Consider the following 16,418-nt stretch of genomic DNA (forward strand, 5'->3'; position numbering starts at 1 on the left):
CGGAGGAACGCAGGAATGCCCATGCTACCACCATGGCCGCGCTTGACCTTAACCTAACTTGAGGTTTGATACTGGCGGCTCCTCTGTCCGAGATGCCTTCCACAAGCCGATGACCATGTTTCCGTTCTCGCCCTCGTCGCTGGGCTCACCCGCCATGCCAGCATTGCCAGTCACGCCGGCCGTGCCCTTCGCCCGTCCCAACGACTCGCTGAGCCTGCTCAATCCCGACGGCCTGTATGACCCGCGGCCCAACGGCTATTCGCACGTGGCCCTGGTCGAAGGCCCGGCCCGCATCGTCTATGTCTCGGGGCAGGGCGGCGAGGATGCGGCGGGCTGCCTGCCGCTCGATTTTCCGCGCCAGGTGGCGCGTGCCATGCAGAACCTGCGCATTGCGCTGCAGGCGGCCGGTGCCGACGTCGGCGACGTGGCCAAGCTCACGGTGCTGGTGGTGGACCATTCGCACGACCGCCTGCGCACCTTCGGCGCGGCGCTGCGCGAGATGTGGGGCGAGCGGCCGACGCCGGCCTGCACGCTGATCCCGGTGCCGCGGCTGGCGCTGGACAACATGCTGTTCGAGATCGAAGCGACAGCGGTGTTGCCGGCCTGAGCCGCGGCAGTTCGGGAATTGAAGTCCGGACTCAGCGCGCCGCGGCGCTGAAGGTCTTGTTGACGATCTTCCAGACGCCGTCGATCTCGAGCAGCGTCATGTAGTCGGTGAAGGTCACGCCCGGGTATTCCAGCACCACCTTGGCCACGCCGGCGTTGCCGACCACGTCGAACTGCGTGATGAAGCGCTTGCGCTGGGCTTCGTCCGCGGCCGGATGCCCGGGGCAGCGCGCCGTGGCGAATTCCTCGACCGTCAGCGAATGCAGCTTGCCGTCACGAAACGAGACGATCCGTGCGTCGGCGGCGAAAGCCTTGTACATGAATTCGGCCTTGCCGGTGATATGGCCCTGCAGGTAGTCCTCGATCGGCGCGAGCGCGGCCACGTGGCGGGACGTCAGGCCGGTTTCCGAAAACGTCATGATCTCCTCCAAAACTGGGGCGGCAGGGCCTGGCCATGCCGCAACGTTGAAAGCGTCGATTGTATTCCAGTTTTGTATGCAAACGGAGCCAACGAAAACGCCCTCGTTATTCCGCCCGGATATTTGCCCGCGCCGCCACCGCCCGCATCTCCGGCAATTCCTTCTCCACCCGAGCCTTCACCGCCGCACCATTGCCATAAGCCGGCGTCAACGCCAGCTCGACCATGCGCGCCTTCGTGGCCGGGGAATTGGCGACGTCGGCCAGTGCCTTTTCCAGCTTCTGCTGCACCGGCGCGGGCAGGCCGGCCGGTGCCATTAGCGCAAACCAGGTGCCCATCTGGAAGCCGGGGTAGCCGCTTTCAGCGACGGTCGGCACTTGCGGCAAGGCCGGCAGGCGTTGCGGCGACAGCACCGCCACCGGCCGGATCTTGCCGCCCTTGATCAGCGGCAGGGTCGCCACCACGGTATCGACGGCCACCGGCACCTGGCCGCCGGCGAGCGCGGTCAGGCTTGGCGCGCTGCCGTTGAACGGCACGTGGACCATGCGGATGCCGGTGGCGGCCTTGAGCATCTCCGCGCCGAAATGCACCGACGAGCCGGCGCCGAACGAGCCATAGGAGAACTTGTCCGGGTTGGCCTTGGCCTGTGTCACCAGGTCCTTGAGCGAGGCGATCTGCGTGTCGGGGTTGGCTACCAGCACCAGGCTCATGTCGGCGACCAGGCCGAGCGGGGTGAAGCTCTTGATCGGGTCGTAGCCCAGGTTCTGGCGGATCGCCGGATTCAGTGTCAGCGTGGTGCTGGCCGCCAGCAGCAGCGTGTAGCCGTCGGGCGCGGCCTTGGCCACCTGGGTGGCGCCGATCACGGTGCTGGCGCCCGGCTTGTTCTCGACCACCACCGACTGGCCGAGTTTTTCGCCGAGGCCGACCGCCAGCAGGCGGCCGAGCACGTCGGTGGCGCCGCCGGCGGCGAACGGCACCACCAGCCGCAGCGGTCGCTCCGGCCACGTTTGCGCGTGGGCGGCGGGCGCGGCGGACAGCGCCGCCAGGGCGGTGGCGCAGGCGAGAAACAGCTTCGGGGGCATTGCAGTCATCGTGGCACTCCTGCGGCAGTTATGGGAATGGGAGGCAATCGGGAATCGACGGGCAGCGGGGCTCAGCCCAGCCAGGGGCTGCGCACGCGCGAGAATCCGCCGGCCTGGTCGTAGGCATGGCCCAGCTGCAGCACCGCGGCGTCGGCCTGCGCCGGGCCGATGATCTGGATACCGGCGGGCAGGCCCCGCGGGCCGAAGCCGGCGGGTGCGGCCAGCGCCGGCAGCCCGGCCATGGTGGCCGGCACCACCGCCTGCATCCAGCGGTGGTAGGTGTCCATGTCGCGGCCGTCGATGGCGTGCGGCCAGTCCCAGTCGGCATCGAACGGGAATACCTGCGCGGCCGGCAGCACCAGGTAGTCGAAGCGCTCGAACAGCGCGCGCAGCGCCTGGTACCACGCGCTGCGTTCGGCCATGGCCTCATACAAGCGCGTGCCGGGCAGCGCCAGGCCGCGTTCGATCTCCCAGACCGCCTCGGGCTTGAGCAGCGCGCGCCTGGCGGGGTCGTGGTACAGCGCGGCGTTGGCGCCCGCCACCGAGAAGCTGCGCAGGTCGATCCACGCGCGCCACAGGCGTTCCAGGTCAAAGTCCGGCAGCGCCGCGTCGATGGTGCAGCCGAGCGTACGCAGGTGCGCCAGGGCCTGCACGCAGGTGTCGAGCAGGCCCGCTTCGGTGGGCAGGTGCCCGCCCAGGTCGCCGAGCCAGCCGATGCGCACGCCGGTCCAGTCGCGTTCGGGCGGCAGCGCAAAGGTGCCGGGCGCCTCGTTGCGGCGCGTCAGCGGCAGCCGCGCATCGAAGCCGGCCTGCACCGACAGCAGCAGGGCCAGGTCCGGCACGTTGCGCGCCATCGGCCCGGCCACGCTGAACTGCTGGAAGAACACTTCGTCGCCCGGGCCGTGCGGCACGCAGCCGACCGAGGTGCGCAGCCCATACACATGGTTGAACGCCGCGGGCGTGCGCAGCGAGCCCATCATGTCCGAGCCGTCGGCCACCGGCAGCATGTGCAGCGCCACCGCCACCGCGGCGCCGCCGCTGCTGCCGCCGGCGGAGCGGGCGGGGTCGAAGGCATTGCGGGTGGTGCCGTAGACCGGGTTGTAGGTATGGCCGCCGAGACCGAATTCCGGCGAGTTGGTGCGTCCGACAAAAATCGCGCCGCCGGCGCGCATGCGCTCGAAGATCACGGCATCGGTGTCGCTGACCTGGCCGGCGAAGATCGGCGAGCCCTTGGTGGTGACCATGCCCGCGGCGGGGCTGATGTCCTTTGGGGCCTGCGGGAAGCCATGCAGCGGGCCGCGGCTGGTGCCGCGCGCCAGCTCGTCGTCCAGCGCGCGCGCCTGCCGGCGCAGCGTGTCGCGATCCACCGCGGCGACGATGGCATTGACGCGGGGGTTGTGGCGGTCGATCTGGCCGAGGAAGGCATCGAGCACTTCCACACAGGAGAGGTCGCGCGCATGGATGGCCCGCGACAGCGCGACGGCATCGAGCTCGGTGATCGGGTTGGTCGAGGTAGCGGGGGTCTGGGCTGTCGCCATGGCGCGAGGTCTCCGGTGATGTCTGGGAAAAGCATACGGGCGACCGGTGCTTTCCCGCAATCGACGATTTTTTCAAATATCCTTGCGTAAAACGCAAACCGGCCGGAGCCCGCCCCCATGTTGTCGCATCGCCTGCAGGACACCTCGCTGCGCTATTTCCTGGAAGTGGTCCGCAGCGGCTCGCTGACCGAGGCGGCGCAACGGCTCAATGTGACCGTATCGGCGGTGAGCCGGCAGGTCGCCGCGCTCGAGGCCCTGCTCGGCGTGCCGTTGTTCGATCGCCGCCCGCGCGGCATGGTGGCCAGCGCCGCCGGCGAACTGCTGGCGGCCTACGCGCTGCGCGGCGCGCTGGAAGCCGACCGCGTGGTGTCCGAGGTCGCCGCGCTGCAGGGCCTGCGCCGCGGCCGGGTGCGCGTGGCCAGTTCCGCCGGGTTTGCGATCGACTTCCTGCCGCGCATCATCGCCGAGTTCCGCCAGCGCTATCCGGGCCTGCAGTTCCACGTGCGCGTGGCGCCGCCGGCAGATGTGACCGGCATCGTGCTGCACGGCGACGCGGATATCGGCATCACTTACAGCCGCGCCGCCGAGCAGGGCATCCGCATCGCGCACCGGCAGGCGGCGCCGGTGATCGCCATCATGCGCCCGGACCATCCGCTGGCGCGCTTTCGCAGCGTCACGCTGGCGCAGATGCAGCCGTACCCGCTGGCGCTGCCCGAGGGCGACAACACCGTGCGCCAGCTGTTCGACCTGGCCTGCGGCGAGCGCGGCATGGTGTTCGAGCCGGTGCTGGTGACCAACCACTTCGAGACCCTGACCAGCTTCGTGCTTGTCAGCTAAAGCAATTCGTTGGACGATTCGGACTTTTCACTTTACTGCGAAAAATCCAGCGAATTACTTCATTTCGTGCCTCATCAATAATGTAGTCGCGTGTGCGGGGGCCGCTTATTCATGGATGTATCGCTCACGCATCGCCACGAACATTTTGGCCTTCCTGCTGTTCGTGTGCCAAGCCTTTCCAGTTTGCTCTCGTGCATTGCGGAGTGTTAGGGGTAAGCCCGCTCGGAGGAGTGCTTCAATAATCCTGCGGCATTCATCTTGTTGTTTCGCAGCAGCAATATTGCTTTCTGCGACAGAAAATGCCGCGTTGGCGAGCTTAAGCGCCGGCATCAGGTCTGGAACCGCCCGTTCAAGTGATTTGGGGTCATGATGGAGCCTTCGTGCCAGGTCTCGCAAACTTCGGACGCCCCCCGACGCAATCGATTTCAACACCTCCTCTCGAATACGCTCCGGATTGACGGCGTCATGTTTCGCTGGGCGATGTAAGCTGGGGGTGTCACAAGACCGGTACTCAGCTTTGCCAAGAGCCATTTGAGCAAGTGACAGTTGATTGCACAGGCAGTATCGAACAAGCCCGGGCAGCGACGTCCGGGCGCCCGGTTGTCTAAACATGTGATGCACTCCACCAGCGTGGATATTGCAGGCCGCTGCGCTGCGGCGAAGCCAATTTTCCCCCAGAACAGAAGGCATTGATTCGTTGCAAAGCTGCAAGGCATCCGTCGGCATCTCTATTCCCGAGGTCCCGATTGCAATTAGCTCCCCAACGAGTTCCGCTACGGCTACCTCTTCGTCAGTAGCCTCCACCGACGGAGATTTGTCGCAAAGACAGAAAATCCGACCACATATCCAACAGTTTTCAGGGAGTACTCTGCGCAGCGGTTGATAGAAGAATCCTTCCGATGTTCCACATCTGCGGATACGATGCCTGGTGCGGTGAATCGGACACGCGGTCACTACATCAACGTGCCATAAAAGTGGTATCCAGGGTTCTTCGCTATTGAGCACAAAATCTTGCAAACATTCCCTGCAATATCGAGCACACCTCGTATGTAGGCGGTGTGCTGATAAAAAACCCGATGCAAAATTCAGGGTTGCCAGTTGTAAATCGTTCCTGTCTGTTGCCTTGTTTAACGCAGCTGCCCACGCCTGGGATGCACCTCCGATGCTGACCATCGCGGACGCTCCACATCCTGACCATGAGTTGTTCAACACCCTATCCTCTTGCCAACCCATGACGGGAGCCAGCACGCATCTATTCAGGGTCCGCACGGAAACGCAGTGCGCATTGGCTAACCGAAAATCGTAGCTAACTAGCGACTCTGCAAGACTTGTCCCGAAGCCTATGGGCGCAAGGTTGTAAAGGGGAGACATTTTCGAATCTCAGCTGGTCAACTTCTCTTTGATTGTCGCTATACCCTGATTCGTGCAGAAACCATTCTTGATGGCGTACTTGCGCCTAAGCTCCGCTTCCCCCTCTCTTATCTGCTCACGCATTTCTTCGTCCAGACCTGTTGCTTTCAAAGCTTTTCCAAACATTTCGGGCGTCCAAATCTCACCCTTGTTACGAAGCTGAATACCTAAGAAATTCGCTAGAATGGCCGACAACTGGCCGACTCCTCCCATCGACGCAACCGCCAGTTCGTCAGCTGCAGCCAGAAAATTTGGAATATGGTCGCAAGGCCAATTTGAAGTGAATTTCTCGATGACGGTCATAAACTCTCTCATCTCATTCTTCTTCTTGGGGTCGTAGCGAAAAAACGGAACAACTTCGGTGCGCCGAATTTGTATTGAGTACTGTGCCGCCAATTTTAGCAATTCATAACTTCCGATAAAAATTAGTTTTACATCTATTTGCTCCGCAAACGACTTCACGGTGTCCATGACATCTAGGCTGCTAAAGCGAAGAAAGTAGTATGCCTCATCGAAAATAATGACTTTTAGGCCTCGTTCCTTGGCCATCCTCTTTATGGCCTTTCGAAGCGCGGCCAAGGTGTAGCGCTTATTGTTAGAGAATCTCATGATATCGCCACTGCACACCCCCTCTCGCACGCTTTCAACGGGGATGGAGCTGCCTTGTTCCAGAATTGCGCTGTACAGGTTCTTCCACGCAAAACGCGGTTCATCATTGGTCTCAACTGGCACATACATAAAAGGAATTTCGATTTCTTCTTCCTCCCATAACACAGTGAGTGCCGTGGACAAGGCATTTTCGGCAAGGCTTGTCTTCCCTACGCCGGTCATTCCGATTAGGAATATAAACCTGGTATTTCGTCCGCGTTGTGCGTACTCAAGAAGGTCATTGAGGGCGGTGGCAAGGTTTGAATGTGAGACATTTAAGTTCTCGAACCAACTTAAGCGCCTCGTCTTGCTTGTGGAGAGTACGTGGACTAGCTCAGGGTGAACGAACTTTGGGTTACGCTTATACATGGAGTTCTCCTTCGGTCTTTGGACAAGAAAGGCTTATACATAGCTTCGGAAGGCATTAAGCGTGGCCTCATTGACCTGGGGATGAGGGACGCTGCGTTCGCGTTCGTCCTCTGGCATTTCAGTACCGTCGCTCCGCGTTTCACTGTCCGTTTCTCCAGCGGCATCTTTTTCTTTCCCCCAATCCAGGTTCCCGAAAGGTGAATTGATGTGGTCCGCAGTGGTTTTTTCGAGAAATTTTGCGGCTTGGGAACTGGCAATGGACATCCCGAGCCGCTTAGCCAGATGACCCATCTCCGCTTGCTGCCTTGTCATGCGGTCATCGAACGGGCCCGGTATGAACAACTCCGCCTTCTCCGTGAGAACTTTTCCGGAGCCAATGGCTTGCTTGGCAAGCTGGCTTTTGGCACGAGCTGATTCTCTGCACATTTGCTGAATTTGATAATTGGTCTTGCCGCGATACGGCTCGAGGTTGCGAATAATGGCGCACTGCCATCCCAGCTTTTCCACACACACATATAGTACGTTTCCATCCCACGGTTCTACTCGAACTTCAAGGCGAGTACCCTTCTCCAGCTTTTTGAATGACTCGTGCCAGTAGAATTGACCGTAAATATATATTCCGCGTCGATTGTCTACGAGCTGAAACCACTTTTTTGCGTGGGGGCATGTAAGCAGCATCAAGTTCTCGTCGAATCGCACTAGAGTGTGTTCACGTAAGCCGCTTTCCCTAAACTGCCGCCTCTCCTTTTCATTTGGACTCATGCCGAGGGCCGGGTGTGCTCGGTCGGCGTATTGCGAGAAGTATTCGTCCAACATGAAGTAAAGCGCTGGCAGCGTCCATACTCCACGGTCGAACGGGTTTACTGACCGCGACACCATTCTCGGGTCTACCATATTGGTCGTATTGCCCCGAAGCTGCTGAATTACCTCCTCCTGCATTGCCCCGAACGCCCGCTCGACGATTGCGCCGGCACGAGGCTGGCCGGGGGGACGATAGCGAAGTTCGATGCCGTAGAGGTAGCAAAAGAAAATTAGCTCATGCGAATGGAACTCTTTTCCGTTGTCTACGACGATAATTGTTGGGAGGCGCTTATGCCGACGGACGTAGTCGCGGAGGACCATAAGGACGGAAGCCGCGCTGGGCGGGTTGTAAGAAAGCCAAAACGCACGCCTGTGTCGGGTGGTGCCATCCACCGCTAGCGTTATGTAAGGTTTGCTGAGGTCTACGCCCTCCACGTCTCTGGTGTCGAGGGGTATAGTGGTATGGTCTATGTAGCAAACTTCATGCGGCCTCGTTCCGTGAACTGGAAAAGACTGGGCGAACAGAGAGTCAATCGGATATTTTTGATATGCTGCTTTCAGGCCCTCTCGGCGCAAGATGTCTTCAGCATCTCTGCAGTTTTTACAGAATGTCGCGTAAGACCTGCGCGTGAGCGGTTCTCCATGTTCTTTTATATGATGGTCAATTAACTTCGTATAAGTTCCATACGCACCCCTTTTCGTCATGCGCTCGGGAGAGTTGTAGCTTTTTATAGCATCGATGAAGCATTTGTTTTCCGACGCGTTTGTGAAGTGAGGGTAGAAATTTCCTCGGTTTGGGATGTTGTCCATCAATGCAATCAGCTTGTCTAGCTGACTTTTCATACCTCGTACTTTGCGCTTGAAGCTTTCCAGCGAACTTCTGGAGAATGCTTTGAGGTCCCAGTTATCGAGGGCATTTAGCCGAGTCTCGGCTCTCGCCCATTGGGCAGAGCTGAAATCGTGTAGCGTCTTCTTTGGGTCTGCCGGTATCCCAGGAGCGTTGGAAGAAACTGCATTCAGTTCGTTTAGGGCCAAAACTGCCTCCAACTCCAGTACCGAGATGTATCCATCTTTGTCTTGCACGTGCAGCTGGCGCTCTCCACACATGACAACTGTGTACTCAACATTGTCATATCGGATGACAGTTCCGGAGCGCAACCGCATGACGCCAGGCAACGGGAGGACCGGCTGAAGCTCTTTTTGGCGAGCTGCTCGGACGGCGGTCGATATGGCCGCATCCCGGCAAATGATTAAATCCGACGGCACATCGAGCTTCTCTACGTTGAGGTTGACGTCAACATATCCCCCAGCAATAGCAGAAAAAATATGGTCTGCTGAGATTCGATACTGTTCGAGGAGCTCCGTGTAGGAGACATATTTTCGCTCCTCCAAGATTTCAGTGATTTGCTGCAATGTGTCGCTAGGGATTGGGGGCGCGTCCTCTCGGAGGTAATCTTTGAGAAATCGAGCATTGTTAAGAAGTCGAGTATTAATAGACGAGTTTTTTACTATTTTGTAAGGTACGCCCATTTTTTTGAAAATCTGCTCAGCGGGGAGGAAGTGGAACGCCCCTTCTTCATCTCGAAAGTAAGAGTCGGGATGGCTCAGTGTTTGGGCATACAGCCGAGCGTCGTCTCTTACTTCATCCACATAAACTGACATCTTGGTCACGACAAGAAAATCTGGGTGATAGGGCCCCGTTCCATGGCGTTTGCCGTTCTTATCGATATAATCCACTTGAATTTCTGGCGGTTGCGAAAAATACGCGATTATATTTTCGTCATTTTCGTATTCCATTGCTTTCGCCAATTCTCCTGCCATGCTTTCCACTAAAACGGAACGGCTCATTTTTCTGCTGGGAATTCGTGACATCACATTGCCATAATGATTCCTCGGTGTTCGAGAGGGTCCTTCATTAATGGCGCGCCGAATATAATGTCGACCCTCCTCGGGCATGTCCATCTGACACAGGATGTTCTCTACGTGTTCATGGAGCCTTACATAGTCCATTTGTAGTCCTTTAATTTGAATGTCGCACAGGCGATTTCCCGGCGAATTTCGCCCTTCCCAAGGTCGACGCGTTCTTAAGGTCGCGGGCAATAGTGGGGCATCTCAAAACGACTAGCGTTCGGAGTTGTGAAAACACAGCCTTCCCTCGGGAAATTTTGAATTTCTCGAAAAGACCTTGCGTGAGCAGCTACAAGCGACGTTCTTAACGAGCCGTCTTATGCGGAAGCGGTCTAACTGGGCGGTGTGACGTGGGGTTTCCTGTGTTCCATGTGTACAGTCTCCATGGTGAGTCGAGTTTATTCTTCTTCGCGAGGTGTGCAAGCGTTTTTTGCGAAACTATGCGAGCGGTTGCATAGGGTTTTTCCCGCGATTAACGACAAATACGTGTTCGGTCAAGGGGCATTAACTCTTATGCCAAAAATAATCGGTGTGATACTGTTCATATCGGTTCTTTATGCCAGTGTCTGTGGAGCGATTGCTTCGCCGCTGCCGCCGAAATACCGTGTTTGGGGTCGACCAGAAGGACGCGCTCGGCGTCTGCTGGCTGAGGCCGTGGGAGGATTCGCATCCAGTCAATCGGATGTGCGACATGAAGAAAGAGGGCTCTGGCGCCTTCAATCGACGTAGGCCTGCTGTCGAGAGCACCGGCGAACCACCGGCCAGATGGCCCGAGGCATTGCAAGAAGGTACGTTGCTTGAGCTTGACGCCCCAATCGCACTCGTTGATAAGAACGACGTCGTTGTATCCCTGGAGTGCTTCGGCCAAATGAGCCGACCATTGGAAGAAGCCGGCGTCCAGGATGCTGCTTGCCGTCGCCTGGCGGTGCTGAGCCGGAACTCCCTTGCACGAAGGGTGGAGAACTCCGTCGCACACAAAGAATAGAATTCTCATCACGCCTGCTCCTCTCGATTCCTGTGGTCGCCACCGTTTCGCTTGGGTGGGCGGTAGACCGTGCTCACCTCCAAAAGAAGGGTACGTAACGCGTGGATTGCGGTGGTCAGGTCAGTTCGGGCTTCGATGATGACGCTGGACTCAGAGAGAATCGGCAGGACTTGGCCCCAATCTGTGTCGAGAAGAATTGGATGAGGAGGGCGGCGGCGCTGGAGGTCCGCACGCAACCATTCTCGTCGAGCGGTCACGGCAGGGTGGTGGTATCGGTGAAGTCTGTTGCCTGGAAGGGTTGCGCCGATGACGCTTGCGCGCGTCGCGCTTGGCAAGCAGGATAGAGCGTCCCGGTAACCCGCCTCTAGGATGTACCAACTGTGCAGGATGATTGCAGTTGGCGGAGATGTGAGCAAAAGCTCTTCGAACAGTGCTATGTTGACTGCGAAGGTTGCTGAAGCAGCGTTCCGTTTCGCAACGGCATGCGGAGGGTGAAGAATGCCCTCAGGATTGAGATAGAGAGTGGCCACGAAGAGCTTGGCAAAAGAGGGCGCGCACACTGTCGTGCATCGTGGTCCGCAGGTGAACGGACCAGATACAATGCATGCGCTGCACCGTTCTTGAGTTGCCTGGCTCTGCCGGAGATGGCTTTACTTCTGCTTGGACGAGTCGGCTATTCCCTGTTTCAACGGTATACGGTTAACAGGGCAACAACATCAGCGAGGACCGCTTGAGTCATGTTGATACAGCGTGGACGCGGCTAGCGTCGCGCACTGCCCGCGGCTTGCTGGTGCGAAAAGGCGTGTCGTACGAGCAACTTGTCGACTGCCTTGCGGCCGCCTCCTTGAAGGAGTCCGTTCGCGCCGTTGAGGGTAAGGTTCAGCGCGGCTCCTTTCGTTGCAGCTTCTTCTTCCAACTTCTGTCTGCAGTGCAAGCTGACCTTCCCGATGAATTGGTGTTGCCGAAGCGCCGTGAGTCATGGGAAGAGGCCTGCGCCAGAACCTTTCTTCGTGAGCTGGAACATCACGGTCTGACATACGATGTCCTGGAAAAACGGTTGTTGAAGCTAGGCATTGTGGTGACTGCCACACAGCTAGAGCAGCAAGTCTCATCGGGAAGCTTTCCGTTCACGCTACTGCTCCAACTCTCAGCCGTTGCTCCTGTCACGTTGCTTCAGCGGTTCGTTGACCAGAGCGACATCGAAGAGACTGCGAAGTTGTACGTGCATGGTGGTTAAAATCACGGTATGTAAAAAACCATACCGACAGCCTAGGCCATAAAACAGAGAATGCAAGGAAAGGCTGAGCATTCTCCCAATACGTCACTCTCAGAGACCTAGACCGGGACTCCCGACCTTGATTCTGTTGCTGCACGGCCTACACTCGTCACAAGCGCTGTCGCTCATAAGCAGAACTACTTCCTGACAGCGGTCTTTCCCCATCCGCAGTTGCTGGCCGCCACGCCCAGTTGAGCTCGAACCTTCGAGCTGTCGCTGAGGTCCGCGCAGCGTTTCAGGCATCACTGAAGCCGAGTAGAGCTGCGGTTCCTCCTTGGTGGCAAGCTATGCCAATTTGGTCGGTTACATCTCTAGATAGTGAGCCCGAAATTGGCCTGCGTCGTTGGCAGGTCATTGAGACCGTGCCTGGTGAGCACCATTTCGTTGGCCAGTCCATTGCGAGCGGTACCGGTCGTGTGAGCTCAGCAATCATGTCGTTTGACGCGCAAAGTCGGACTGGAAGAACCCGAAGTGGACGCCGTTATACCTTGATAGGCGACCCAGGAGATGACCCAGATGGCATGCATACCTGGGCAATGTGGGTGATTGTGAACAACGTAACGCGACAGATAAACGTGAGTTCGCAGTATCTTCCGCCGGGAGACAAAAACGATGCTACCCCTACGGCGTAGTGGACTTTGTGGCTCGTCTTTAGCGGAGCAGGAGATTTGACATGGGGATAGTCATAGCGCTCTTGGCTGGGAAGGAGGAAATCCACGTCACGGATTGGCGGCTCTTGCAGACGTACCATCCGCGATGGCACATCTTCGGGCGATTTGGGGCTGCAAGACGATTGTGGATAACTCAGCCCTTGGTTTTTCAAGACGTCCGCAGACTCGTGGCTGAATCTGCGAACGGTCTACGATATCGATTGGTTGGCGAGCCAGGAGTGGCGGCAGTCGCGGCGTCTTTCGTGGAGTGTTGCGCCACTTTCGATGCCCGGCTCGTCACGACGCTCGACGTGACCTCTGAATTTCTAGACTTGCGGAAAAGGGTACTAGGCGAGTACGGCTTCGGCTCTAGGGAAGGCGCATGACGGTGAGACGGTATAGCCAGTCTCGTTGGTGCCCAGAGCGAGGCGAACGCGATCGCAAGCATGGCACAGCGCCACCGTGTAGATGCGTCTGTGTGGGATGCGGTGCTGCCGGCGTCCGGTAGATTCCTCCTCTTCGCCGACCGCATTTGGGGTAGCCGTCGCATTTGAATGGCCGACGGACCTATGCTCGACATGCATCTACCCTCGAACGCCTACCTCGACGCCCACGACCTTGCGGCCATTCTCAAGGTCAGTCCCGCAACCATTCTCCGCCGCGCCAAAAGACAGCCGCATACTCTGCCTCTGCGCGCACATCTGGGACCCAACCTTCCACTTCGATGGCGTCGTACCGACGTCGCCTCCTGCATGGCCGAGCGCAACTCCTAGCTAGACCGCAGCTGCACTTCCGGCGACGGTGCGATTAACGCACTGATTTTTGTCCCGCGAGCGTTTCAAAAACAGCCTCTTTTTCTTCCTCTTTTCAGCTCCCGCTCCTGCTTCGCATCGCTGGAAAACCTTGGACTCATCCGTCCACCCGAATCATCCACTCGCTTCGGAGATATACGTTCTTGCAGTTACATCGATGCTGCGCAGGTGGGTCAATCGGCCCGCTCGCAACGAATGTAGGAAACAACAGAAATGTACATGTACGAGTTGTGCAAGGGCCTGAAGCTCCTGGAGGAGGGGGTGAGCTTGTTTGGGTGGTGGATAGACCCGAGAACCGGCCACAGGTTGGAAAACGCGACGTATATCGACGCGGCACCAAATCTGTACGGGTCCGATGGACTGAAAAGCTCATCCATCTACACCTACGATTTTCGGCACGAATACTCGTTGGAACTCAAGTGGGACTGGCACGACGTCTTGGCGAAACTGGTTGGCTTCGACCGAGAGAATCCGGACGCCTACCCCGCTGACGGTTCTTTTATTGAATTGCTTCACAACGACTATTCGATGGAGGCGTTCGGCCCGAGTGCAGCCAGGAAGATTGTCGCTGACTTTGATGCGTGGAATGACCGGGCATCAAAGGTTTTGGAAAAGGTGGACTTGCCTCCGACGCTTATCGGCGACAACACCTTCAACGACGACGCGTTCTACTTGACATATTGGTGGCTGCGTTCGTGTTTCGCGAACGCGACTAAGAATGGGATAGTGAGGTCCTACTATCGGCTCTCATGAGCTCGCAATAGAGCCCCGCTCTTTGTTTTGCACTTGACCCATTTGGAGTAACCATGCAATCAAGCTTTCTTGTCGCGTTGACCGACGTAAAGAAGCGCGAAGTACCTCGACATCCTAAGCAGTTTGACCTGTGCGCAGTCACCAACGAACCACTGAAGAACGTGGTTTTTGTCGTGGCACCTCGGTCATACCCTGGGTTGGCCGAAGGGTTGGAAATTGGCGCCGTGTACGAACACGATGAGAAAAAGGAACTTACATGCCGCGTCGAAGGGAAGTACCACAATCTCATCTTCTTGGACTGGTGCCGAATTCTCACAATTATCGTTGCGAAGAACGCGCGGTTCATCAAGGATTGTTCCCTGGATGAGTGGGTTGTGCAGGTTGCCGGTGCCCTGGAGGACAAAGAGAAGTATCCCGACACAGGCGGCCGCGGTCCGTTCTGGGAGTTGGTTCGCTATGGACTCAGAGGCGTGACATTCGGGCCGGCCGTTTGCGCGAAACTCGTCCGTGACTTCGACGAATGGGAGCACGTTGCCAAAGCCCACGGACATGAAGAATTCTATTGGCTGTATTGCCGTCTTCGCGAGTGCTTTGCATATCCGAACGAAAGGGGGCTCGTCTATTGCTTCGAACCACATTGGTTCCAAGACAGCGAGTCAGACGACCAACCCCTGCTTGGAATCGACCCGGCCTGAGCTGGTCACGAGGTAGATGGGAAACTCGTGCGAGCACGGCAAAATGCCGTGCTCGCTTTTCATCGCGCTTCCGCTAGACATGGCGACACACGGCGTGGAAGCACTTGGCTCCCGGCCGGTCTGTGATAGCTGCCGCCGCCGGCGTGGTGGGGCTTGACCCGAGGGTACCCGCTTATGTCCGCCCGCGTGCCGCTGGTGCCACAACCCGACCAGTTTAAGAGTATCAAGCTTGTACTATCGCTTAAAGGCATTTGATTTGAGATTGCCTGGGCCGAGCTTCTAGGAACAATGCTGGCGTTGTCGAAGGAGTTGCGTTCTCAGATCTGGCCGTCTCGACCGTCGAGCATCCGGTTGGGCCCGAATGACCTTAGCATTCACAATGTGGCCTTTGGCCTCGGCCCTTCATTGTCGCCCAGTGCACCTCTACCGGCCTTCACGCAGGACGCGCACTGCGAACATCCTCAATTTGGGCATATCCCGCGCAGTAGCCTCTCGTGGGACGGCCGCGCTGTAGGAGCTCGAAACGCGGCCATTTTATGCAAGTGAGCGCCGGCCAGTCTGTGCTACTAGTTTCCGTTTTTTGAAGGAGACCGAATGTCCAGTGCTGGCCAGAACGCCGGATTAATTGCGAAGACCGCCTCTTCACCGGCCCGCTCGACACGGATTCGGAGGACTTTTTGGTCGTAGTTGACGTCGAAGATGTAGTAGGTCCGCTCCGGCGTCTGGAGTCCAATGATGCCGTAATAGAGAAGGAATTCCAGTCTCTTCGTCCCAACTTCATGGTCAGTGCCAGCGTCTTGCAAGAGTGCGACCAGCTCTCGCTTGGACATGGTTGCCGGAGCATCGATGAAGCGGTAGACGAGGTCTTGCGCTTGGGGAAGGACGTCAGCGAGCTCCCTGTCCAATTCCATCAGCAAGTCCTGCGAGTATCCTTCTGCCAGGTTGGGTGGGAGACATTGACATCTTACCAACTAGAAGGTATAAGCCGGTCATGACCGTAGACCGACGAACTGCACTTCTCCAACACGCGGAGTATCTCATCCGCACGCGCGGATACTCTGATTTCAGCTATGCTGACCTAGCCAAGAGCGCTTCGATTTCGAAACCTGCTGTCCATCACTATTTCCCAACGAAAGAGGACCTCGGTGTTGCTCTTGTAAACGAATATCTGGAGCGGTTTCGGGAATGTCTGAGTCGCATCGACGCTAAGCACCGTAAGGCAAAGGACAAGCTGGTTGCCCATGCTCAACTTTTCGCTGACTCATTGAATGACGGCATGCTGCCTCTCTGTGGCGCGTTGTCTGCGGAGTGGTCGGTCTTACCGGAGAGCATGCGGTCATTGACCTCGACCTTCTTTCAGCTGCATTTGCAGTGGCTAGAACGCATTATCGAGGGCGGCATTGCTGCCGGGGAACTGCGTGCTGATCGCTCAGCGAAGCGGTCGGCCCTAATGCTTCTCAGCTCCCTGGAGGGCGGCTCCCTCGTGGGCTGGGCCTTAAGGGACAATGCGTCGATCCTTACAGGATTTGAGGAGTCGCTCCGCGAGCTTGCGGTTTGAGCGACCTTATGAAGGAAACCGCCGCCCTCTATCACATCTTTCCGGCAGGAAGCCGAAGCGCCTGGCTGAAGG

The 16,418-nt window shown here is 57.9% G+C and carries 13 protein-coding genes and 1 pseudogene; 6 read left to right on the forward strand and 8 right to left on the reverse strand.

All coding sequences use genetic code 11. The features are described 5' to 3' along the window. The first annotated feature begins 154 nt into the window (after window positions 1-154). Window positions 155-607 (forward strand): RidA family protein, encoded by a 453-nt coding sequence (locus tag MKD50_RS00520; protein WP_115702637.1) that lies wholly within the window; start codon window positions 155-157, stop codon window positions 605-607. Between the two features lie 31 nt (window positions 608-638). On the opposite strand, the gene MKD50_RS00525 is transcribed toward MKD50_RS00520, so the two are convergent. The 3 genes from MKD50_RS00525 to MKD50_RS00535 all read right to left on the reverse strand — a co-directional run bounded on the left by MKD50_RS00525 (window position 639) and on the right by MKD50_RS00535 (window position 3,644). Beyond that, a complete protein-coding gene (locus MKD50_RS00525; protein WP_012356871.1) occupies window positions 639-1,025 on the reverse strand; it encodes a nuclear transport factor 2 family protein in 387 nt (128 codons plus the stop codon). 106 nt (window positions 1,026-1,131) lie between these two features. After that, on the reverse strand, window positions 1,132-2,115 hold the full coding sequence (locus tag MKD50_RS00530; protein WP_115702199.1) for a Bug family tripartite tricarboxylate transporter substrate binding protein: 984 nt from the start codon (window positions 2,113-2,115) through the stop codon (window positions 1,132-1,134). A gap of 62 nt (window positions 2,116-2,177) precedes the next feature. Further along, a complete protein-coding gene (locus MKD50_RS00535) occupies window positions 2,178-3,644 on the reverse strand; it encodes an amidase (protein WP_252666051.1) in 1,467 nt (488 codons plus the stop codon). 117 nt (window positions 3,645-3,761) lie between these two features. Here MKD50_RS00535 and MKD50_RS00540 point away from each other — a divergent pair. Continuing rightward, a pseudogene (locus tag MKD50_RS00540) lies at window positions 3,762-4,472 on the forward strand (LysR substrate-binding domain-containing protein); the annotation flags it as partial. Window positions 4,473-4,586: 114 nt separating this feature from the next. Here the strand turns inward: MKD50_RS00540 and MKD50_RS00545 are convergent. From MKD50_RS00545 to MKD50_RS00560, 4 genes are all read right to left on the reverse strand, one after another. Further along, entirely contained in the window at window positions 4,587-5,852 is a 1,266-nt protein-coding gene (locus MKD50_RS00545) for a TniQ family protein (RefSeq protein WP_252666052.1), read from the reverse strand. 9 nt (window positions 5,853-5,861) lie between these two features. Beyond that, complete coding sequence (locus MKD50_RS00550) at window positions 5,862-6,908, reverse strand: ATP-binding protein (protein ID WP_252666053.1); 1,047 nt, start codon at window positions 6,906-6,908, stop codon at window positions 5,862-5,864. 33 nt (window positions 6,909-6,941) lie between these two features. Next, window positions 6,942-9,557: an integrase catalytic domain-containing protein gene (locus MKD50_RS00555; RefSeq protein ID WP_252666054.1), complete on the reverse strand. Its 2,616-nt coding sequence runs from the start codon at window positions 9,555-9,557 to the stop codon at window positions 6,942-6,944. Between the two features lie 601 nt (window positions 9,558-10,158). Then, complete coding sequence (locus MKD50_RS00560; RefSeq protein WP_252666055.1) at window positions 10,159-10,611, reverse strand: hypothetical protein; 453 nt, start codon at window positions 10,609-10,611, stop codon at window positions 10,159-10,161. Between the two features lie 721 nt (window positions 10,612-11,332). On the opposite strand from MKD50_RS00560, the gene MKD50_RS00565 reads away from it, so the two are divergent. From MKD50_RS00565 to MKD50_RS00575, 3 genes are all read left to right on the forward strand, one after another. Continuing rightward, on the forward strand, window positions 11,333-11,839 hold the full coding sequence (locus tag MKD50_RS00565) for a DUF6471 domain-containing protein (protein WP_256503064.1): 507 nt from the start codon (window positions 11,333-11,335) through the stop codon (window positions 11,837-11,839). Window positions 11,840-13,553: 1,714 nt separating this feature from the next. Continuing rightward, entirely contained in the window at window positions 13,554-14,093 is a 540-nt protein-coding gene (locus MKD50_RS00570) for a hypothetical protein (RefSeq protein ID WP_252666057.1), read from the forward strand. 53 nt (window positions 14,094-14,146) lie between these two features. Beyond that, complete coding sequence (locus tag MKD50_RS00575; protein WP_252666058.1) at window positions 14,147-14,788, forward strand: hypothetical protein; 642 nt, start codon at window positions 14,147-14,149, stop codon at window positions 14,786-14,788. Between the two features lie 566 nt (window positions 14,789-15,354). Here MKD50_RS00575 and MKD50_RS00580 read toward each other — a convergent pair. After that, entirely contained in the window at window positions 15,355-15,699 is a 345-nt protein-coding gene (locus MKD50_RS00580; RefSeq protein WP_252666059.1) for a hypothetical protein, read from the reverse strand. 80 nt (window positions 15,700-15,779) lie between these two features. On the opposite strand from MKD50_RS00580, the gene MKD50_RS00585 reads away from it, so the two are divergent. After that, entirely contained in the window at window positions 15,780-16,346 is a 567-nt protein-coding gene (locus tag MKD50_RS00585; RefSeq protein WP_111516973.1) for a TetR/AcrR family transcriptional regulator, read from the forward strand. Window positions 16,347-16,418 lie beyond the last annotated feature (72 nt).

Source organism: Cupriavidus mimosae, from assembly GCF_023952485.1.
In the GTDB taxonomy this organism is placed as follows: domain Bacteria; phylum Pseudomonadota; class Gammaproteobacteria; order Burkholderiales; family Burkholderiaceae; genus Cupriavidus; species Cupriavidus taiwanensis_C.